An 18,710-nucleotide genomic window follows, 5' to 3' on the forward strand; every position below is an offset into this window, starting at 1 on the left:
TAAACGGACGGACTCGGTCTTTACCCGCTGAGGGGCCGCGACACAACCGAGCTTCTTCCATCGTTCACCAACTCTTGGCCGACACTTCAAACAACCACTGGGAGCATTGACGCCATGCGCGATACCTACCACGAGGACCTCGACAGCCTGGGCGAACGCCTCGTCGAGATGACCAGGCTGGCCAGGCACGCGGTCGCCCGCGCCACCACGGCGCTGCTCGACAGCGACCTCACCGCCGCCCAGGAGGTCATCTCCGGTGACGAGGCGATCAACCGCCTCGACCAGGAGATCGAGGACACGGCGTTCAGCCTGATGGCCCGCCAGCAGCCGGTCGCCTCCGACCTGCGGATGATCATCACGTCGCTCTACATGCGCGGCGACCTGGAGCGGATGGGCGACCACGCGGTCCACCTGGCGAAGATCGCCCGGCGGCGGCACCCGGACTCGGCGATCCCCAAGCCGGTCCGCTCGATCGTGCTGGAGATGGGGCACCAGGCGGAGATGCTGGTGACCAAGGCCGGCGAGGTCATCACCGAGCGGGACCCCGACACCGCGCTGGAGCTGGACAAGGACGACGACCGGATGGACCGGCTGCGCCGCAAGCTGCTGCAGCGGATCCTCACCCCGGGATGGGAGTACGGGGTGGAGGCGACCATGGACGTGACGCTGGTCGGCCGCTTCTACGAACGCTTCGGTGACCACGCGGTGCACGTCGCGGACAACCTGGTGTACATGGTGACCGGCGAGAAGCGGGAGGACTACGAGCCGGAGTCGTGAGCCGGGCCGGGGGCGTGAGCCGGGCTGAGGACGCGAGCCGGGCCGGGGGAGTCGGTCGGGCCGCGGCGTGAGCCGGGTCGCGTTGCGGCCGGGCGGCGTCGTGGGCCGGGTCGCGTTGCGGCCGGGCGGCGTCGTGGGCCGGGTCGCGTTGCGGCCGGGCGGCGTCGTGGGCCGGACCAGGGAGTGTCATCCGGGCCGGCTCGCTGTCGGGCCGGGTCGCTGGCGGGCGGAACGGGGTCGGTGCGGGCGCTCGGAGGGCGGGGGAGCGAGCACCGGCCGGCCTGTGTCGAAATCGTGACATGTATCGCTCCGAAGCGGGGAACCCTACCGGTTCGCGCCCCGACACGCTTCACCGGCCCCCTCCCTCCGGCGTGCGGGTCGCCCTGGCCAGAAGGGGTCCGAGCGCTCACTGACCTGGTCCGACCCGGTGTCCGGGCCGTTCGGGTACACTTTGTCAAGCCCCAAAAAGGTACCCTTGACCTGCGTGTTCGCAAACCTATTAGGTACGTTAAGTCACAGATTCGTGGTATCCTTGTGGTAGCGGAAGGGGTACCTGTCACATGGCTTTCAAGGTCGGCGACACTGTTGTCTACCCCCATCATGGGGCTGCTCGTATTGAAGCGATCGAGACTCGCACCATTAAGGGCGAGGACAGAAGCTATCTCGTTCTGAGGGTCGACAAGGGCGATCTGACGGTGCGTGTGCCCGCCTCGAACGCCGAGGATGTCGGCGTTCGTGACGTGGTGGGTCAGGAAGGCCTGGACAAGGTCTTCGAGGTGCTGCGTGCACCGCACACCGAAGAGCCCACCAACTGGTCCAGGCGCTACAAGGCGAACCTGGAGAAGTTGGCGTCGGGCGATGTCAACAAGGTCGCCGAGGTCGTTCGGGACCTGTGGCGCCGGGACAAGGAACGCGGTCTGTCCGCCGGTGAGAAGCGGATGCTCGCCAAGGCGCGGCAGATTCTCGTCAGCGAACTCGCCCTCGCGGAAAAGACCAACGAGGACAAGGCGGAAGCCCTCCTCGACGAGGTTCTGACGGGCTGAGGGCACGGTCGTAGAATCGCGTCATTGATGAAGAATATGCCTCGGGTGGGCGTCGGAACCGACGTCCACCCCTTTTCTCCTGGACGAACTCTTTTCCTGGCCGGTTTGGAATGGCCGGGAGAAGACGGAGTCAGTGGCCATTCCGATGGCGATGTCGCCGCGCACGCCGCGTGCGACGCGCTGTTGTCCGCCTGCGGGCTCGGTGATCTCGGATCCAACTTCGGCACGTCCGACCCGCGGTGGAAGGGCGCGTCCGGCGCCGCCCTGCTCACCGAGACGGTCGCGCGCGTGCGTGCGGCCGGGTTCGAGATCGGCAACGTGGCGGTCCAGATCATCAGCAACCGGCCCAAGTTCGCGCCCCGGCGCGCGGAGGCCGAGAAGACGCTGTCAGAGGTCGTGGGAGCGCCCGTGAGTATCTCTGCGACCACGACCGACGGTCTGGGCCTCACCGGACGCGGAGAGGGCATCGCGGCCGTCGCGACGGCCCTCTGCGCACCCGAGGGCTGAGCGGGCCGGAGGGCTTCGTACGACGCGAGGGCCCCGGGCCGCACACGGAGGAACGTGTGCGGCCCGGGGCCCTTCGCCATGCCCTGGGCCGGCCCTGGAAGGGGCCGGGGGAGTGAGCTACTCCTCCGGGCGCAGGGGTTCGCTGCGCACGCGTCGGGAGGGCGGCTCGGCGGTGAAGTCCGGCATCGGGGGCCGCGGCGGCTTGAACGCCATCGCCCGCTTCTCCACCGGCGTGCGCAGCGGTCGCTTGCGCAGGACGGGGCGCTCCGGTTCGGCGTGGGGCGGCGGCTGGGATCGCCGTTCGGGTTCCGGGTCCGTCGAGGACTCGGGCTCCGGTTCCGGACCCTGCTCCGCGTTCTGTTCCGCGGTCCGTCCGCGGTCGGGTGTCGCTTCCGGGTCCCGCTCCGCCATCGGTTCGGGTTCGGGTGTCCGGGGCGCCTCCGGCCGGGGTCCGCGGTCGGGCGCCGTGTCCTCCGGAACCGCCGGCTCGGGCTCGGGTTCCGGGCCGGGGCGTGCCGCGCCGGGCGGCACCGTCCCCGAGAAGCGGGGCGTGCGGGGCGCCCGGGGCTCCACGGAGGGCCGCGGCGGAGCGGGAGGTACCGCTCCGGAGGCCTCCGGAGCGGACGGAGGACCGATGCGGAAGGCGGCGCGCACCTCCGGTCCCGTGTCGTGGTCGAGAGCGGGTGCGAACGCCTGCTCCTCGCGCTCGGCCGCGGCGTCGGTGCGGTCGGGGCCGCCGCTCTCGTGGGACTCCTCGGGGTCCTCACCGGGCGGGGTCCACACCGGTGGGACGTAGTCGTCCAGGGCGCTGGTGTCCGGCTCCTCCCGCGGCGGTTCCCAGAGGTCCCCGCCGGGGGAGGGCTCGTCCGTGGTCGGGGATTCGACGGCGGTGCCGTCCTCGTCCGCGGTCGGATCGAGGTACGGAGCCGGCTCGTCCGGGATGCGGGGTTCGGTCGGGGTGGCGTCCACGTCCGAGGCCGGAGGTTCGGTCGGAGAGACGTCCTCGTCCGTGGTCGGGTCGAGGTACGGAGCCGGCTCGACCGTGGTCGAGGAACCGGCCGGGGTGGCGTCCACGACCACGGCCGGATCGAGGTGCGGAGCCGGTTCGTCCGACTCGGCCTCATCAACCGGGTCGTCCGCCGAGGTGTGCGGTTCCACCTGCGCCTCAGGGGGTGAGGACGGAGCCGACTCCCGGTGTTCGTCCCGGACTCCGAGGTCCTCGGGCTCGTCCGGATCCGCGGCGCCCGGCTGGAACCGTTCCTCCCCCGGCATGGCGGGACCGGTGAGGGGAGCGGTCGGCTCCTCGTCCTCGTCGTCCTGCGCCAGGAGCATCGGGGCCGGCCCGGGCTCCGGTGCCTGGGCCTCCTCGACGGCCGGGGGCTCCGGAACGGCCGGGGGAGCCTCGGCCTCGTCCGTGGTGGGGTCGCCGGGCGGCGGTTCGTGCAGGAACCCCTCGTCCGCGAGGTCGTCCGCGACCGCCGGTTCGTCATCGTCCTCGACGGGTGCGGGCCGGGCCGCTCCGGGCACCACCGGGACCGTCTCGGCGGCGCGCTTGATCGGGTTGTCGCCCCGGCTCGCGCGGCGCGGCAGCGGAACCGTCGGGACGGAGGCCTCCGGCTCCTCCGGGCCCCGCGCCTCAGGGGCCTCCGGCTCCTCTGGCCCGGGTGCCTCCGAGGCCGTCTCCGCGTCGTCCTCCTCCGGCACGTCGTCGGCGGGGGCGACGGGTTGCGCGTGCAGTCGGCCCACGGGCGGCGCGTCGTCCTCCTCCGGCGCGGCGGGCCGGGCGGCAGGAGAGGGGCGGATGACGGTGTCGTCGGCGGCGCCCAGACGCAGCAGCCGTGTGCTGAGGGGATCGTCCCCCTCGTCTTCGTCCTCGTCGAACTCGTCCTCGGGCGGTGCGACGGCCCTGGCCGGCAGCACCGTGGTGCGGTCCTCGGCGGGGCGCGGTCGCGAGGGCGCCCGTCGGCGGCGCCGGATGTGCGCGCGGACGGTCAACCACAGCAGGAAGGCGATCAGGAGCGCGGCCAGGGGCGCGACGGCGACGATCACGTTGGCGACGCGCTGGTTCACCGACTCCACGAGTTCGAAGTTGTTCAGCAGCATCGCGCCCGCGGCGAGCAGGACCAGCGCCGGGATCAGGATGACGTCGACCCACAGCCGTTGTCTCGGCCGTGCCTCGCGCAGCATGTAACTGACCCAGAAGGCCATCAGCACCAGCAGCGCGTAGGTCGCCGGGAACACGTGGGCCAGCGGGCTCCCCTCGTGTCCGCCGTACCGGGCGAACTGGAAGATGCCGTGGTAGGAGATGACGAGGGCGCACACGGCGATGACGCCGACGAACAGGGCGCCACCGACGAGAGCACCGGCTCCCGAGCCGCGACCTGCGGGCCGACTGTTCCGTGTCCCTGTCTCGGGGGCGTTGTTGTAAGGGGCCATCGCCATCGCAGCGTAGTCCAGCCAGTGGCGCTAACACGAGATTCCGGCCGATTACGGTCGCTTCCCGAACGGACGATGTCATGCCGTTCTGTGGGTGTTTGTCAGGTTTTGCATGCCGTAGAAGGCGGCGGTCGGCGGGCGGAGCGAGTTATCCCATGCCCCGATGTCTCGAATACGGTTCAGTCCATATCCATCCCGTGACCTGTCCGGGAGCCGATTCACCACCGCCGCGGTGCCGGTTTGTGACGCGGGTGCGAGGGGAAAGCGGATACGCTTGACAACGTGAGTCTGCGCTTCTATGACACCAGTGCCCGACAGGTCCGCGAGTTCACCCCGCTGCGTGAGGGGTGCGCCTCCCTGTACCTGTGTGGTGCGACCGTGCAGGCGCCCCCCCACATCGGCCACATCCGGTCCGGCGTCAACTTCGACATCCTGCGGCGGTGGCTGACCCACCTGGGCTACGACGTCACCTTCTGCCGCAACGTCACCGACATCGACGACAAGATCATCAACGTCGCCGCGGCCGAGGACGTCCCCTGGTGGCAGGTGAGCGAGCGCAACCAGCGCGCCTTCACCCACGCCTACGACGTCCTGGGCTGCCTGCCGCCCACCGTCGAGCCGCGGGCCACCGGCCACGTGCCCGAGATGATCGACCTCATGCGCCGGCTCATCGACGCCGGCCACGCCTACGCGGCCGACGACCGCTCCGGCGACGTCTACTTCGACGTGCGCTCCTACCCGCGCTACGGGGAGCTGTCCAACCAGCGCCCGGACCAGGTGGTGGAGTCCGCCGACGCCGCGCGCGACAAGCGCGACCCGCGCGACTTCGCCCTGTGGAAGGGCGCCAAGCCGGGCGAGCCCAGCTGGGACACGCCGTGGGGCCGCGGACGCCCCGGCTGGCACCTGGAGTGCTCGGCGATGGCCACCAAGTACCTGGGGCCGACCTTCGACATCCACGGCGGCGGTCTGGACCTGGTCTTCCCGCACCACGAGAACGAACTCGCCCAGTCGCGGGCGGCCGACGACGGGTTCGCGCGTTACTGGCTGCACAACGGCCTGCTCACGGTGGGCGGCGAGAAGATGAGCAAGTCGCTCGGCAACTCCCTGCGCATCCCGGAACTGGTCGGGAAGGTCCGGCCGGTGGAGCTGCGCTACTACCTCGGCCAGGCGCACTACCGGTCCACCATCGACTACTCCGACGCCGCGCTCCAGGAGGCCGCCGCCGCCTACCAGCGGATCGAGGGCTTCGTCACCCGTGCCGTCGAGGTACTGGGCGAGGTCGCCCCGGCCGCGGACGTGCCCGCGGAGTTCGCCGCCGCGATGGACGACGACCTCGGGGTCTCCCAGGCGCTCGCCGTCGTGCACGGCCACGTGCGCGAGGGCAACACCGCGCTGAACGCGGGCAGCAAGGAGAAGGTCGCGGAGCTGGCCGGACAGCTGCGCACGATGCTCGGCGTCCTCGGACTGGACCCGCTCAGCGAGCAGTGGGCCAGTGGGGAGCAGGGGCTGCGGGAGGTCGTCGACGCCCTGGTCGCGGTCGCCCTCGAACAGCGCCAGGCGGCCCGCGCCCGCAAGGACTACGCGGCGGCCGACGCGATCCGCGACCGGCTCACCGAGGCGGGCGTCGTGGTCGAGGACACCCCGCAGGGGCCGCGCTGGGACCTGCGGCGCGGCTGACGAAGGACACGCGCGGTGGCGCGGCGGCGTTAGTCTGGAAGTTCGCCGCCGCCCGCGCGCTGGTCGGCGGATTCCACCAGCCGGACACACGAGTGCTTCCGGCATGCTCGCGCGATGATGTACGGGGAGGCGGCGACCATGCCGGCGAAGAAGAGCAAGAAGGGCCCGACCAAGGGCAGTGGCGGCAAGGGCAAGCGTTCCCTGGAGGGGAAGAGCGGCACCCTGCCCGCCAAGGAGCGGCACTGGTACCAGGGCAAGCAGCGCGCCCGCGCGGCCAACCGTCCGGCGCAGCCCGGCGGCGGACAGCCGGGGCCGCGCAACGAGCGCCGCGGTGAGGGCGCCGACCTGCTGATCGGGCGCAACCCGGTCGTGGAGGCGCTGCGCGCGGGCATGCCCGCCACCCGCCTGTTCCTGTCCAACAGCCTCGACCCCGACGACCGGGTCAACGAGGCCGCCAAGCTGGCCGGTTCCCAGGGCGTGGGCATCGTCGAGGTGAACCGCACCGACCTGGACCGCCGCTGCGAGAGCAACGGCCTGCCGGACGCCACCCACCAGGGCATCGTGCTCCAGGTGCGGCCCTACCAGTACTGGGCGCCCGAGGGGCTGCTCGACGCGGCCCTGGAGGCCGACACCCCGCCGCTGGTCGTCATGCTGGACGGCGTCACCGACCCGCACAACCTGGGCGCCATCGCGCGCTCGGCCGCGGCGTTCAACGCGCACGGCATCGTCATCCCGGAGCGGCGCTCGGCGAGTGTCACCATGACCGCGTGGAAGACCTCGGCCGGCACGCTCGCCCGCCTGCCCGTGGCGCAGGCCACCAACCTGACGCGCACGCTGGAGTCCTTCAAGAAGGCCGGCCTCTTCGTGGTCGGCCTCGACGCCGACGGTGACACGCAGCTGCCCGAGCTGGAGCTGGCCACCGGTCCGCTGGTGGTCGTCGTGGGCTCCGAGGGCAAGGGGCTCTCGCGGCTCGTCCGCGAGGCCTGCGACGTGGTGGCGAGCATCCCGATCGGTGGTGCCGAGTCCCTCAACGCCTCCGTCGCGGCCGGCGTGGCCCTGTACGAGGTCACCCGCCGCCGCGGCGCGTCCGCGTAGGACACCCGGGTCCCGGAGCGCGCTCCGGGACCCCGCCTGGCCGGTACAACAGGGGTGGGACTCGACCAAGTAGGCCTGTGGCCGTGTGAACCGGTACCATTCGGGTGGACGCCCGAGGCCGGTGGACCTCGGCAGCCCGCCAGCGTAGCTCAATTGGCAGAGCAATCGCCTTGTAAGCGATAGGTTAGGGGTTCAAGTCCCCTCGCTGGCTCTCACATGGCCTGACCTGGGATGACGCGCAGGTCCCGGTCGGGTTCGAGCCGGGAGGGCGGCGACTCCGTCGCGGCGCTGCGGGCCTCAGGGGCCTCCTCGCAGGGGCCGAACCGGATCCAGGCCAGCTCCCGCGCCCGGCGCCGGTCGAGTGGGAGCAGGCTGCGCGCGCCCGGCGCGAACGCGGCGGGACCCTTCCTGGTGGCCGCTCGCAGCCGACGCCAGCGCCGCGAATGCACCCGGTGGCTGCGCTCGGTCACCCGTCGCCCCCGGGCGTTCTGCCCGCTCAGGGCCTCATGCGGGGTGGCGTCGATCATCAGCACGTGCACCTCGTACCGGAGGAGACGGCAGAGCAGGGCGAGCAGTAGGCGGACCGGACGCCGGGTCCCGCACTCGTGCACCACCACCGGACCGCCCCGCAGCGCCGCGGCCACGCGGGCGAGGTGCAGTACGTGCACCACCCAGCGCCACAGCGGGTAGGGGACCAGGGCGAGCAGCGGTCCCAGGCGGTTGCGCGACTGGAGTGAGTCGATCACCCGCGTGCCGTCCGCGGTGAGCACGGTCCGCGCCTCGTCCCCGCGGAGACCGAACAGCCGCCGCAACAGGGTGCTCTTCCCGGCCCCGGGCACCCCGGCGACCAGCACCAGGGACCGCCGGGGGTAGACCGCCCCGCGTACCATCGCGTCCTTCGTCGTGGGCACATCCGTCAGCACGGCTCCACCGCCTACCGACCGTCTGTCGGGCCTTCCTGGGCCGGACATGATCATCGTACGACCTCGGTCGGCCGACGGAACACGCACTGACGCGCGGGCTGACGGCGAGGGGAGCGCTCAGCCGTGTCAGGAGTGTGCCGTACAGGGGTGTGCCCCGGGCCGCGTGCGGTCCGGGGCGTTGTGGCTAGAACTCCCGGCGGGAGCACAGCCAGGCGCAGAGGAGGAGGCAGAGCGCGTCGAGCACCGAGGTCGCGGCGAGCGCCGGCAGGAAGTCGCCCACCTCGCCCGTGCCCGCGAGGGCGACCTGGGCGCCCAGGAGCGCCGGCGGCGTCCAGCCGGAGACCACGGGGATCTGGGCGGCGATGGCTGTGGCGGCCAGGATCCCCGCGGCGATGCCCAGAACGGCCAGGACGTTGCGTGCCAGCCCCGCCGAGAGTGCGACCACGGCCGTCACGAACGTGAGGTAGCCGCAGCTGATCGCGGTTCCCAAGAGGAAGCGGTCCAGCGGTACCGTCCCCAGTACGAGGGCCGTGCTCGCCCACGCGCACAGGGCTCCGACGGCGTAGGCCGCGCAGACGGCGATCGAGGCGACCGTCCAGCGCGGCAGAACCAGGTCAGCGACGCGGGGGACCCGGGTGCGGTGGAACAGGGCCCTGGAAGGGCGGCTGTCGAAGGCCAGGGCCAGGGCGGCGATGAGCACCCCCGCCAGCAGCAGCGGCCCCACGGTGTTGTCCATGAACGTGCCGATGCTGCTCTGAGGGGTGGGATCGGGCATCGCCGGAGCCGTCCCGCTCGGGTCGAGCGCGGCGATGATCTCGTTCGCGTACAGGGCCATGAACGGGGACCCCGCACCGAACAGGGCGGCGAGGGCCACCGCGATCGCCGGCCCGGGCGTCCGGACGGTGCGCAGGAACTCCAGGTGCCACGCGGCGGTGTTCATCGTGCCTCCCGGGTCAGCGAGACGAAGGCCGACTCCAGGTCGGCCTCATGGGCGGACATGCCGACCAGACCCGCCCCCGCTTCCGCCAGGACGCGCGGCATGCCGTACTCCCCTGCCTCCACCGAGACCGCCTCCAGGTGGAGGCAGTCCGGGTCCACGGGCGCGGCATGGGTGACCCAGTCGTGCCGATTGAACAGGGGTGCCAGTTCGTGGGCCCGTCCCCGGGTCCACAGGTGCCAGGAGGGGCGCACGTGCCGGTCCACCAGCACTCCTACCGAACCCTGGTACACCACGCGTCCGGCCTTGAGCACGGCGACCTCATCGCAGACGCGCTGCACGTCGTCGAGCAGATGGCTGGAGAAGAGGACCGTGCGCTCGCCCCGCATGTCGGAGACCAGGTTCAGCAGGTCCGCCCGGCCCTGTGGGTCCAGCCCGGAGACGGGTTCGTCCAGGACGATGAGGTCCGGATCGCACACCAGGGCGGCCGCCAGCCCGAGGCGCTGCCGCATCCCGCGGGAGAAGGAGCGGTTGCGCCGGTGCGCGCTGCCGGAGAGGCCCACCCGTTCCAGGGCCCGCTCCACCTGCTCCCGCGTGACGCGCTGCCCCCGCAGGCGCGCTCCGAAGGACACCACCTCGGAGGCGGTCAGCCACGGTTCGAAGTCCGGTACGTCGGGGCACAGGGCCACGCGCTCGGCCCGGACCGAGACAGTTCCCCGGTCCGGCCTGCGCACTCCGCAGAGCAGGGAGATGAGCGTGGTCTTGCCCGCTCCGTTGGGGCCGACCAGGCCGAACACCGTTCCCCTCGCCACACGAAGGTCCGCGTCGTAGACCCCCGCGCCTCCTCCGTAGTCCCGCGTCAGCCCGGTGGCGACCACGGCGTTGCCCGGTGCCTCCACGTCCGTCGTACGCGTCATCGCCGGTTCTCCTTTTCCGCCGGAAGGGCCCCCGGGAAGGGGGCGATGGAGCACGGGAATTTCACCGGTTCAGGTTATGGGGGGCGTAAATGCGACACCATCCGTACACAGGCACGTTCACGTCATGTGTCGACGGCACAGCGGTGACCGGGGGCATGACGGGAGGCATGGACCCCCTGTGGACAAGGGATCTGTGCGCGGAGAGAGGTGTGAAAGGCTAGGGTGAACGCAAAAAGGGTGGCCTTTTTCGGGAACGCCTCGCACGCGTTCCGCCGTGTCCGTACGCCGTTGTGGAACGAGGTCCGTGTAGTGGGCGAAACGCCTCCGATTCGGGTTCTGATCGTCGACGACCAGGTCCTCATGCGCGAGGGCCTGCGCAAACTGCTGGAGATCGAGCCGGGGATCGAGGTGGTCGGCGCCGCTGCCGACGGCGCCGAGGCACTCGCTCTCCTGACGTCCCCCGAACCTCCGGCCGTCGACCTCGTCCTGGCCGATGCCCGGATGCCCGTGATGGACGGCGTGACGATGATCGAACGGTTGCGTGAGGACCGACCGGAACTGCCCGTGATCGTCCTGACCACCTTCGACGAGGACGAGTTGGTCATCGGCGCGCTGCGTGCCGGTGCCAAGGGCTACCTGCTCAAGGACACCATGCCGGAGCGCTTGGCGGACGCGGTGCACAGGGCGGTGAGCGGCGAGATCGTGCTGGGCAGTTCGGCCACCGAGCGCCTGGTCGGTGCCTTGCTCAAGGCTCCCGGTGACGTGTCGGGCGGGTCGGAGAACGAGGATGTGTCACCGGCCGCCGGGTCCGACGAGCAGGTGTTGTCCCAGCGCGAGCAGGAGGTGGCCCGCCTGGTGGGGGACGGGGCGAGCAACCGCGAGATCGCCCGCAGGCTGTTCATCTCCGAGGGCACGGCCAGGAACCACGTCACGAACATCCTGCGCAAGCTGAACCTGCGCGACCGCACCAAGCTGGCGCTGTGGGTCAGGGGACAGGACGGCTGAGCCGGACCTCCCCGTGGCCCACCAGGTCCGTGTACAGGTCCGAGGCCGACAGCAGCTCCTCGTGCGTGCCGGCCAGCGGTCGCGAACCGTCCAGCAGGAGGATGGTCCCCGCTCGGCGCGCCGAGTCGATGCGGTGGGCGATGACCACCAGGGTTCCGCCGCGGGCACGGAAGGCCTCCTCCGCGCGCCTCTCGTCCGACGGCGCGAGGTGGCAGGTGGCCTCGTCCAGGATGACCACCGGCGCCGGTGACGCGTAGGCGCGGGCGAGCGCGACGAGCTGCCGCTGCCCGTTCGAGAGCGCCGCGGGGTCGACCACCGCGTCCAGTCCGCCCAGACGTTCCGCCAGCTCCGCGGCTCCCACGTTCGCCAGCGCTTCGAGGAGGTGCCCGTCAGGGGCGCCCTCGCACAGGTAGCCCACGTTGTCGCGCAGGGTCCCCGTGAGCACGTAGGCCTCCTGGGGTATGAGGCACACCAGGTCGGTCCGTCTCACATCCGGGTCCGCGGGATCCGCGCCCCCCACCCGCACCACGCCCCGGTCCGGCCGGGCCAGGCCCGCGAGCAACAGGGCCAGAGTCGACTTGCCGATGCCGCTCGGGCCGACGACGGCGAGGTGGTCGCCGTGGCGCAGGCGCAGGCGCACCCCGTCGAGGACGGGTCGGCCGCTCCCCCCGTAGGCGAACGCGACGTCGTCGACCTCCACGGAGGCATCGCTGCCGCCCACGGCCTCAGGTGTGTCCTCGACCCGGCTCGGCGAGGGCTCGGGGCAGGTGTCGCGCAGTCGTCGCAGGGACACGACCAGGACCAGACCCGCGCCGCCGAGCACCTCGGTGAGGAGACGCATGACGGGTTCGATGTTGGAGGCCAGGTAGCTGATGGCCCCGACGAGCGCTCCGACCGTCAGGCCGTCCGCGCCGCCGATGAGCAGTGGGGCAGCGGCCAGCGCGCACAGGAGGGGACCGTAGGAGCCGAAGGAGGTGAGGGCGCCGCGCAGGGCGACGGCCCTGGCCATGGCCAGGTCGGCGGCACGTTCCGCCCTGAAGTCCCCGGCCGTGTCGGCGCAGACCGCTTCCCAGGAGCGGGAGGCGGTGATGTCGCGGCTGCCCGCCAGGGCCTCACCAGCGGAGCGGGCGACGGCCTCGTTGGCCACCACCGCCGCGTACTGGCGGCGTACCAGCGTTCCCAGGAGGGCCGCGAAGAGCACGATGGCCAGCAGCACCGGGGGCAGGGCCACGGCCAGCACGCTCGGGGCCAGGGCGAGGAGGCCCACCGTGGTGGCGACGAGGGTGAAGACGAACCGTCGGGCGCCGCTGAGCAGGGTTCCGGTCGTGCGCCGGACCTCCTCCACCTGCTCGGTGACGCGGGCCACCTTCGCGCTGTCGGGGATGCTCCGGTCGACGCCGTCCCCGTGCACGGCCGAGGCCACCACGGCGCCGAGCAGGTCGTCGCGGAGCGGTTCCACCACCGAGCCCGTGGCGGCCAGGGTGAAGCGGGTGGCCAGGGCACCGACGCCGTGCACGGCGAAGAGCAGGCCGAGCCAGAGCAGGCCCGTGCGGAAGTCCCCGGCGAGGAAGCCACCGTCGATGGCCCGGGCGATCACGAGACCGGACAAGGCGGCGGGCAGGGACTCCACCATCGACCAGGCCGCCAGCCGTAGGAGCGCTCTCCACCGCAGGCCCAGGGACCCGGCCAGGAGCGGCCATCCCGGCCGCGGGAACGCCGTATACGTGCGGTCGTCACGCCTGGACGGCATCGGAGGGCTCCTTCGTGTCGGTGGCCCCGGCGGTTCGGGACGGGTGTGGGGCGTCCGGTTCCTCGCTTCCGAAGAGTTCTCGGTAGCCAGGCTCATGGAAGAGTTCACGGTGCGGCGCGAAGGCCCGCACCCGGCCGGCGTCCAGCCACAGCACCAGGTCGGCCCGGGCCGCCCGGGACATGCGGTGGACCAGGGCGATCTGGGTCCGGTCGGACAGGGCGTCGTCGAGCACCCCGGTGATCTCGTGTTCCGTAACGCTGTCCAGGCTGGACATGGCCTCGTCCAGGATCAGCAGACGCCCCTGGTGGGCCATGGCGCGGGCGAGTCCGAGCCGTTGCAGCTCGCCGCCGGACATGGGCGCCTCCGCCGGAGGGGTGTCATAGCCCCGTGGCAGGCGGCGGACGAACCCGTCCGCGCGGGCCCGTCGAGCGGCCTCCACCACCTGTGGGAGCTCCAGGTCGCCGTTGCCGAGGCGGATGGTGTCGGCGAGGGTGCGCCCCAGGTGGGCCGGGCGTTCGAAGGCCCAGCCCACGGCCTCGCCCAGGGCCTTGGCGGAGAGTTCGCGCAGTGGCACGCCGTCGATCTCCACTCTGCCCTCGTCAGGGTCGCGCAGACGGCCCGCGAGGGAGGCCAGGAGGGTCTTTCCGGCACCGGAGCGGCCCACGACGGCCACTACGGCGCCGCCGGGCACGTGCAGGTCGACGCCCGCCAGCAGCGCGCCCTCGGGTCCGCGCACGCCGACACCGCGGAACCGCACCGACCCCGGTCCGGGCGGCAGCTCGCGGTCCCCGTAGGCCATGGGGGACGCGTGCTCGATCTCCAGGAGCCTGCGGGCGCCCGCGCGCGTCTGTGCCAGGCCCATGAAGACCGCGACCTGTTCGAAGAGGCCGAGGGCGAGCAGGGTGTAACCGGAGGCGGCGAGCAGGCTTCCCGGGCCGATTCCTCCTGTGGTGAGCACGTACCCCGCGGTGGCCAGTACCAGGACCTGCATGGCGGGTGCGAGGAGCCCGGCCTGCCAGCTCACCCTCGCCTGCATGTCCCACATGGCCTCGCCCGCGGAGCGGAGTTCGGGCAGCGGGCGCAGGACGCGCGCGGTCTCCCTGCGCTCGCTTCCCGCCGAGCGCACCGACCTGATGCCGGTCAGCACTTCGAGGAGAAGGCCGGAGATCCGTCCCTGGACGGCGAGCTGGCGGTCGAGGACGGGGGTGGCCCTGCCGACGAAGACCTTCATGAGCAGGAACGCCGCGGGGACCCCGAGGAGGAAGGTGCAGGCGATGCGGGGGTCGACGAGCCACAGGGCGACCAACGCGCCTCCGGAGACCGTGACCGAGGCCAGGAAGCGTCCCGGCAGGGCCACGATCGAGGCGGCCACGCCCGCGGCGGAGGTGATCCGCATGGTCAGGTCGCCGGTGCTGAATCGCTCCCGTTCGGTGGTGCTGAGGCGGAGCAGGTGGCCCAGGGCCCGGCTCCGCAGCTCGACGGTGGCGTCGGCGACGCACAGGGCGGTCATCGCCTGGGTGGCCACGTTGGTGCACGCGACGAGGAGGATCACCGCGCCGAGCCACCACACGGCGCCGTTCCCCTGGCCGCCGAGTCGGGCGTCGACGGCGGAGGCGACCGCGGAGGGGACCAGGAGCGCGCCGCCGGCTCCGGCGAGGAAGAGTGATGTGAGCAGGACGTTGCGTCCCAGGTGCGCTCGCACCGTCCTCACGAGCAGGCGGTCGGCTGGTCGGTCGGTCACGCGGTCTCCCGGGGTTCTGCGGAGGACGGAAGGGCGACGGCGGCCCGCACCGGTCGGATGCGGGCCGCCGGGGATCAGGCGCAGATCACCGCGCTGATCGTGCTGCCGGTGGCGCAGCCGGCGGCGCTCACGGTGCTCGCCACGCACACGCTCAGGCTCGCCGTGCTGATGATGGTGCTGTCGGCGCCTGCCTGGGCGTTGTCGTTGATGCCGACCTGGCCCTGCAGGTCAAGGACGAATCCCATGGTCTTCTCCTTCGGAACGTGGGTGTGTCGGGGCGGTGGGCTGTGGACGCCTCAGCAGATGGCGACGCTGGCGGTGGAGTAGCAGCCGAAGCTGCTGATCGTGCTTCCCGGGCTCCAGGACGCCGGGGCGTCTCCCGCGGCCGCGGAATCCATGGACTGCAGGTCGAGGACGTAGGACATGGGGGTTCCTTCCAGGGGAGGGGGAGAGGGGTGGGCCGGGGCGGACCGGCGGAGGACCGGGGCCGCCCCGACGTGTCAGCACCAGAAGAAGCTGGTGCTGCTGGCGCAGGCGAAGACGCTCTCGGTGCTCAGCGGCCCGAGTGCCTCCTCACCGGGTGTGTTGTCGAGGCTCTGCAGGTCCAGTACGAACGACATGCGCGTTCTCCTCGGATCGTGGTGGGTCAGCAGGCGGCGACGCTGGCGTTGCTGAAGCAGCCGAACCAGCTCCACGTGCTCGGCTTGAGCTGGAGTTCGTGGCCGCCGTGATCGGGCATCGCCTGGAGGTCCAGGACGAAGGACATGGTTCTCCCTCAAGGATGTCGGGCAGTGGTCACGCTCTGCGGGGACGCACGGACGCCGGCCCGGGGCACGGTGGCCGGACGGGACGGGGCGTCCTCGCAGCCCATGGCGCGCTGGTGCTAGCAGGCGATGACCGACGCGCTGCTGAGGCAGAAGATGGGGCTGACGGTGCTCGGGCCCATGGCTTCCACTCCGTCGTGGGCGTCGACCTGGACGCCCTGTAGGTCGAGGACGAAGGACATGGCTCTCCTCCTTTCCGTGTGCGGTGGTGTGCGCGGCCCTCTGGGGGCCGCCCCGGTCAGGGCCTGCGGCCCGGTCCCGACGGCCCCGGGCGGGGCCGTCGGGACAAGGCCGTCAGTGCCGGGTCAGGAAGGGCAGCATCGGTCGTCGGTCGTCCCTCACCGCCGCGAGTGCGAGAAGGATCCCGGCGCCGCCGGTGCCCAAGTCCATGGAGAGCCGCATCAGCTGGTCTCCGGGGAAGGCGATGTCTCCGCGCAGCCCCACCATGTGGCGACGGAGGTGGTCGCGCTGGGCCTCCACGGCACGGTCGAGGGAGGGGTCGGGTGCGCCGGGGTCGCGCAGATGGGCCAGGAAGCCCATCTGTCCGGCCGTGCCGTGGAAGAGGATGGGGCACACGCAGAACTCGGGTTCGGCGGCCCGGCGGATACGGCCCAGTGCTGTCGCGAACTCCGTGTTCGCCCGGTGGCGGAGGTACTCGGTGATGACGACGCCGATGCCGGCGGACCCCGTTCCGACGTAGGGCATACTGCGCCAGCCCTCGTTGGAGAGGAGGGTGTCGTCCTCCTCGGAGTGGATGCAGGTCTCCAGATCGTGCTCGATGGCCAGGGCCGCGGCGTCCAGGTGGGCCTCGTCCCCGGTGGCGTCGTAGAGGCGCAGGAAGAGCAGGGCGCTGCCCGAGGAGCCGTACAGGAGTCCCGCCCTGCGGTGCCTGCCCTGCTCGTCGATCACGGGAGGCGGGGCATGGCGCAGCCTGTCCGCGATCTCGTCCGCGTCGCGCAGGGCCTGCCCCAGCAGCTCCTGGTCGTCGAGGCGGCCGGCGAAGTGGAGGCGGTTGAGCGCCACGCCGCTGAGTCCGCCGAAGAGCTCATGGGACATGGCGACCTGTCCGTCGGACTGCGCCGTCTCCAGGAACTCGTGGGCTTCCGCGGTCCTTCCGAGGCTGTCGAGTGCGAAGGCGATGCCGTGCAGGCCGTCGTAGAAGCCCAGACGGTGCGGGCCCCGGTGCTCGCGGACCCGGCGCACGAGCCAGTCCTCGTGCTCGGGGCGCCTGCCCTGCCCCGCCGCGTCCATCGCGTAGAGGACACCGGCCGCGCCGTAGGCCATGCCGAGTCCGCCGAAGTCGAATTGGCCGACATCACCAGGGAAGAGGCGGTCGTTCCTGTGCGGGGTGGCGTTCGCCCACACCCCCCGGCCGACGGCCTCCTCCAGGGCGGGCCAGTCGGGTCTGCGCTCGCCCCCTCCGAGGATGAGCTCGTGGCTGCGCTCCATCTCCGGCTCGGTCCCCGCCCATGTCGACGGGCCGAGGTCGATGTCGGCCAGGACGCCCTCCCCCCACCCCTCGGGGACGGGGAAGCGCTGCTCGACCTCCTCGACCAGGCGCGGGGCGCTGCGGGCGTCCAGGGTCAGCAGGACGGTCACCGGAAGGAACAGGGCGAGCTTGATGCACGCCAGCGCGTAGCGGTCGGCGGCGACGGCCTCGCGTTCGTCGGGAGGGACGAATCCGGGGGCTCCCATGCCGATGCGCTGCTCGCTGTCGGTGTAGGTGGAGATCTCGAAGTCGACCAGGCAGACACGGCCGTCCTCGCGCAGGAGCACGTTGTTGGGGTGCAGGTCTCCGAAGGCGATGCCCGCGCGGTGCAGTCCCGAGACCGCGGACTCCACCTGCGCGGCCACGTCCAGTGCCCAGGTGGTGTACTCGGCGAGGGCCTCGTCGTCCTGGTGCGGCCTGATCAGCGGAAGCCGGGCGACCATCTCCTTGTTGAGGGTGGTGCCCTCCACGTACTCCTGGACCAGGAAGTGGTGCTCCCACAGCTCGAAGTAGTCGTGGGCGCCGACGACGGTGTCGACATCGGCGAGCTTCCTCAGGAACTCGTACTCGCGTTTGAGCCTGCTGACGGCGTCCCGGCCGATCTGGTCGAGTCCGGCGTGCGGTCGGGCCTCCTTGAGGACGACCTTGGCCCCCTCCGGGTCGTCGCGGCGCGTGGCCAGGTAGATGCCGCCGCCGTTGGAGAAGTGCAGGGCGGAGTCGATGGTGTAGGGAAATCCCTCGGGTGCCCTGCTCCGGAAGCGTTCCTCGACGGCCGGCCGGAGGAAGTCGGGGACCGTGACCCAGTCGGGGCAGGTGAAGACCGGATCGCGTTTGTCCGGGACGAGCTCCCCGTCGGGCGCCTCGATCGCGGGTACGGGCTCCCCGAGCTCATTGCGGGTGTAGCGCTCGGAGAAACCGCCGTAGCGCACGTAGAGCGGGCCTTCCTTCCAGCGCAGGTCGCTGAGGATGTAGGCCCCGCCGAGTCCGTCGAGCGGTCCCTCCAGCTCCTCCAGCACGCGCTGCAACTGGGCGTCGTCCTCCGGATAGATGGTGACGAACTTTCCACTGCCGCCGCGGTCCGCGTATTTCAGGTTCCTGGATATGAGTGCGGACTCCCCGGCGAGGAATTTGAAGGCGATGCCGTTTGCGAAACAGTAGTCGGCGGTGATGTCGAGTACCTTCTGGGCGGTCTCTCTATTCGCCGATACGTGGACCTTCCACCCCTGCTCGCGCAGGGCGGTGTCTTTCTTGACGAAGTTGAACCAGGGGCCCTTGGTGGCGGTGGCCCACCCCTCCGGAACAGGGATGGAGGCATGATGATACGTGCCCTCGCCGGAACTCCAACGGTTGGGCTCGTCGTAGAAGAGTCTGTCCGCCAGACAGTACTCGAAATATCTGAGCTTCATCTTCCGCCCTGGTTTCAAGAGGTTCTGTGAGCCACTCGAAACCCTAGGGGGAGGCATTCTTCTGGGTCAATCGAATCAACGGCATGGAAGGGGCCTGATGAGGACAGATTGCACCCCTTGTCCGGGGGCTCCTGTGCTGCCACCGATGATGGTTCACAAATAATCGAAATAGCCTTTTGTGAA

Annotated in this window: 18 protein-coding genes and 1 tRNA gene; 7 read left to right on the forward strand and 12 right to left on the reverse strand. The window is 71.4% G+C overall.

The window, feature by feature from the left end; genetic code table 11:
* The first annotated feature begins 114 nt into the window (after positions 1–114).
* The 3 genes from phoU to ispF all read left to right on the forward strand — a co-directional run bounded on the left by phoU (position 115) and on the right by ispF (position 2,327).
* The gene (phoU, locus tag HNR10_RS18510; protein WP_179825248.1) at positions 115–777 is read left to right on the forward strand and encodes a phosphate signaling complex protein PhoU; all 663 of its coding nucleotides are present in this window, start codon (positions 115–117) and stop codon (positions 775–777) included.
* Between the two features lie 560 nt (positions 778–1,337).
* A complete protein-coding gene (locus HNR10_RS18515) occupies positions 1,338–1,820 on the forward strand; it encodes a CarD family transcriptional regulator (RefSeq protein WP_179825249.1) in 483 nt (160 codons plus the stop codon).
* A 36-nt stretch (positions 1,821–1,856) separates the two neighbouring features.
* Positions 1,857–2,327 carry a 2-C-methyl-D-erythritol 2,4-cyclodiphosphate synthase gene (gene ispF, locus HNR10_RS18520; RefSeq protein ID WP_179829812.1) on the forward strand — a complete coding sequence of 157 codons (471 nt, stop codon included), beginning with the start codon at positions 1,857–1,859 and terminating at the stop codon, positions 2,325–2,327.
* Between the two features lie 117 nt (positions 2,328–2,444).
* On the opposite strand, the gene HNR10_RS18525 is transcribed toward ispF, so the two are convergent.
* On the reverse strand, positions 2,445–4,769 hold the full coding sequence (locus tag HNR10_RS18525) for a DUF2637 domain-containing protein (protein ID WP_246406287.1): 2,325 nt from the start codon (positions 4,767–4,769) through the stop codon (positions 2,445–2,447).
* A gap of 276 nt (positions 4,770–5,045) precedes the next feature.
* On the opposite strand from HNR10_RS18525, the gene cysS reads away from it, so the two are divergent.
* The 3 genes from cysS (at position 5,046) to HNR10_RS18540 (ending at position 7,746) form a co-directional block, all read left to right on the forward strand.
* Positions 5,046–6,440, forward strand: a complete 1,395-nt coding sequence (gene cysS / locus HNR10_RS18530) for a cysteine--tRNA ligase (RefSeq protein ID WP_179825251.1) — start codon at positions 5,046–5,048, stop codon at positions 6,438–6,440.
* A gap of 138 nt (positions 6,441–6,578) precedes the next feature.
* Positions 6,579–7,535 (forward strand): 23S rRNA (guanosine(2251)-2'-O)-methyltransferase RlmB, encoded by a 957-nt coding sequence (rlmB, locus tag HNR10_RS18535; RefSeq protein ID WP_179825253.1) that lies wholly within the window; start codon positions 6,579–6,581, stop codon positions 7,533–7,535.
* Positions 7,536–7,673: 138 nt separating this feature from the next.
* Positions 7,674–7,746 (forward strand) — tRNA-Thr (locus HNR10_RS18540).
* 1 nt (position 7,747) lies between these two features.
* On the opposite strand, the gene HNR10_RS18545 is transcribed toward HNR10_RS18540, so the two are convergent.
* The 3 genes from HNR10_RS18545 to HNR10_RS18555 form a co-directional block, all read right to left on the reverse strand.
* Positions 7,748–8,425, reverse strand: a complete 678-nt coding sequence (locus HNR10_RS18545) for an AAA family ATPase (RefSeq protein ID WP_179829814.1) — start codon at positions 8,423–8,425, stop codon at positions 7,748–7,750.
* Between the two features lie 217 nt (positions 8,426–8,642).
* Complete coding sequence (locus HNR10_RS18550) at positions 8,643–9,398, reverse strand: hypothetical protein (RefSeq protein ID WP_179825255.1); 756 nt, start codon at positions 9,396–9,398, stop codon at positions 8,643–8,645.
* Positions 9,395–10,312, reverse strand: coding sequence for an ABC transporter ATP-binding protein (locus HNR10_RS18555; RefSeq protein ID WP_179825257.1), 918 nt, complete (start codon positions 10,310–10,312; stop codon positions 9,395–9,397). The genes HNR10_RS18550 and HNR10_RS18555 overlap by 4 nt, the downstream gene beginning before the upstream one ends.
* A gap of 309 nt (positions 10,313–10,621) precedes the next feature.
* Here HNR10_RS18555 and HNR10_RS18560 point away from each other — a divergent pair, with 309 nt between their 5' ends.
* Entirely contained in the window at positions 10,622–11,317 is a 696-nt protein-coding gene (locus HNR10_RS18560; protein WP_312889333.1) for a response regulator transcription factor, read from the forward strand.
* Here the strand turns inward: HNR10_RS18560 and HNR10_RS31780 are convergent.
* The 8 genes from HNR10_RS31780 to lanKC form a co-directional block, all read right to left on the reverse strand.
* Positions 11,298–13,067, reverse strand: a complete 1,770-nt coding sequence (locus HNR10_RS31780) for an ATP-binding cassette domain-containing protein (protein WP_179825258.1) — start codon at positions 13,065–13,067, stop codon at positions 11,298–11,300. The two genes, HNR10_RS18560 and HNR10_RS31780, sit on opposite strands and share 20 nt — an antisense overlap.
* The gene (locus HNR10_RS18570; protein ID WP_179825260.1) at positions 13,051–14,808 is read right to left on the reverse strand and encodes an ABC transporter ATP-binding protein; all 1,758 of its coding nucleotides are present in this window, start codon (positions 14,806–14,808) and stop codon (positions 13,051–13,053) included. The genes HNR10_RS31780 and HNR10_RS18570 overlap by 17 nt, the downstream gene beginning before the upstream one ends.
* A gap of 74 nt (positions 14,809–14,882) precedes the next feature.
* Complete coding sequence (locus HNR10_RS18575) at positions 14,883–15,053, reverse strand: hypothetical protein (protein WP_179825263.1); 171 nt, start codon at positions 15,051–15,053, stop codon at positions 14,883–14,885.
* Positions 15,054–15,104: 51 nt separating this feature from the next.
* Complete coding sequence (locus HNR10_RS18580; protein ID WP_179825272.1) at positions 15,105–15,233, reverse strand: SapB/AmfS family lanthipeptide; 129 nt, start codon at positions 15,231–15,233, stop codon at positions 15,105–15,107.
* A 75-nt stretch (positions 15,234–15,308) separates the two neighbouring features.
* Entirely contained in the window at positions 15,309–15,428 is a 120-nt protein-coding gene (locus tag HNR10_RS18585) for a SapB/AmfS family lanthipeptide (RefSeq protein WP_179825282.1), read from the reverse strand.
* A 26-nt stretch (positions 15,429–15,454) separates the two neighbouring features.
* Positions 15,455–15,574, reverse strand: a complete 120-nt coding sequence (locus tag HNR10_RS18590; RefSeq protein WP_179825284.1) for a SapB/AmfS family lanthipeptide — start codon at positions 15,572–15,574, stop codon at positions 15,455–15,457.
* 117 nt (positions 15,575–15,691) lie between these two features.
* The gene (locus HNR10_RS18595; RefSeq protein WP_179825295.1) at positions 15,692–15,814 is read right to left on the reverse strand and encodes a SapB/AmfS family lanthipeptide; all 123 of its coding nucleotides are present in this window, start codon (positions 15,812–15,814) and stop codon (positions 15,692–15,694) included.
* Between the two features lie 112 nt (positions 15,815–15,926).
* Complete coding sequence (gene lanKC, locus HNR10_RS18600) at positions 15,927–18,527, reverse strand: class III lanthionine synthetase LanKC (protein WP_179825297.1); 2,601 nt, start codon at positions 18,525–18,527, stop codon at positions 15,927–15,929.
* Positions 18,528–18,710 lie beyond the last annotated feature (183 nt).

The organism is Nocardiopsis aegyptia, assembly GCF_013410755.1.
Classification (GTDB): domain Bacteria; phylum Actinomycetota; class Actinomycetes; order Streptosporangiales; family Streptosporangiaceae; genus Nocardiopsis; species Nocardiopsis aegyptia.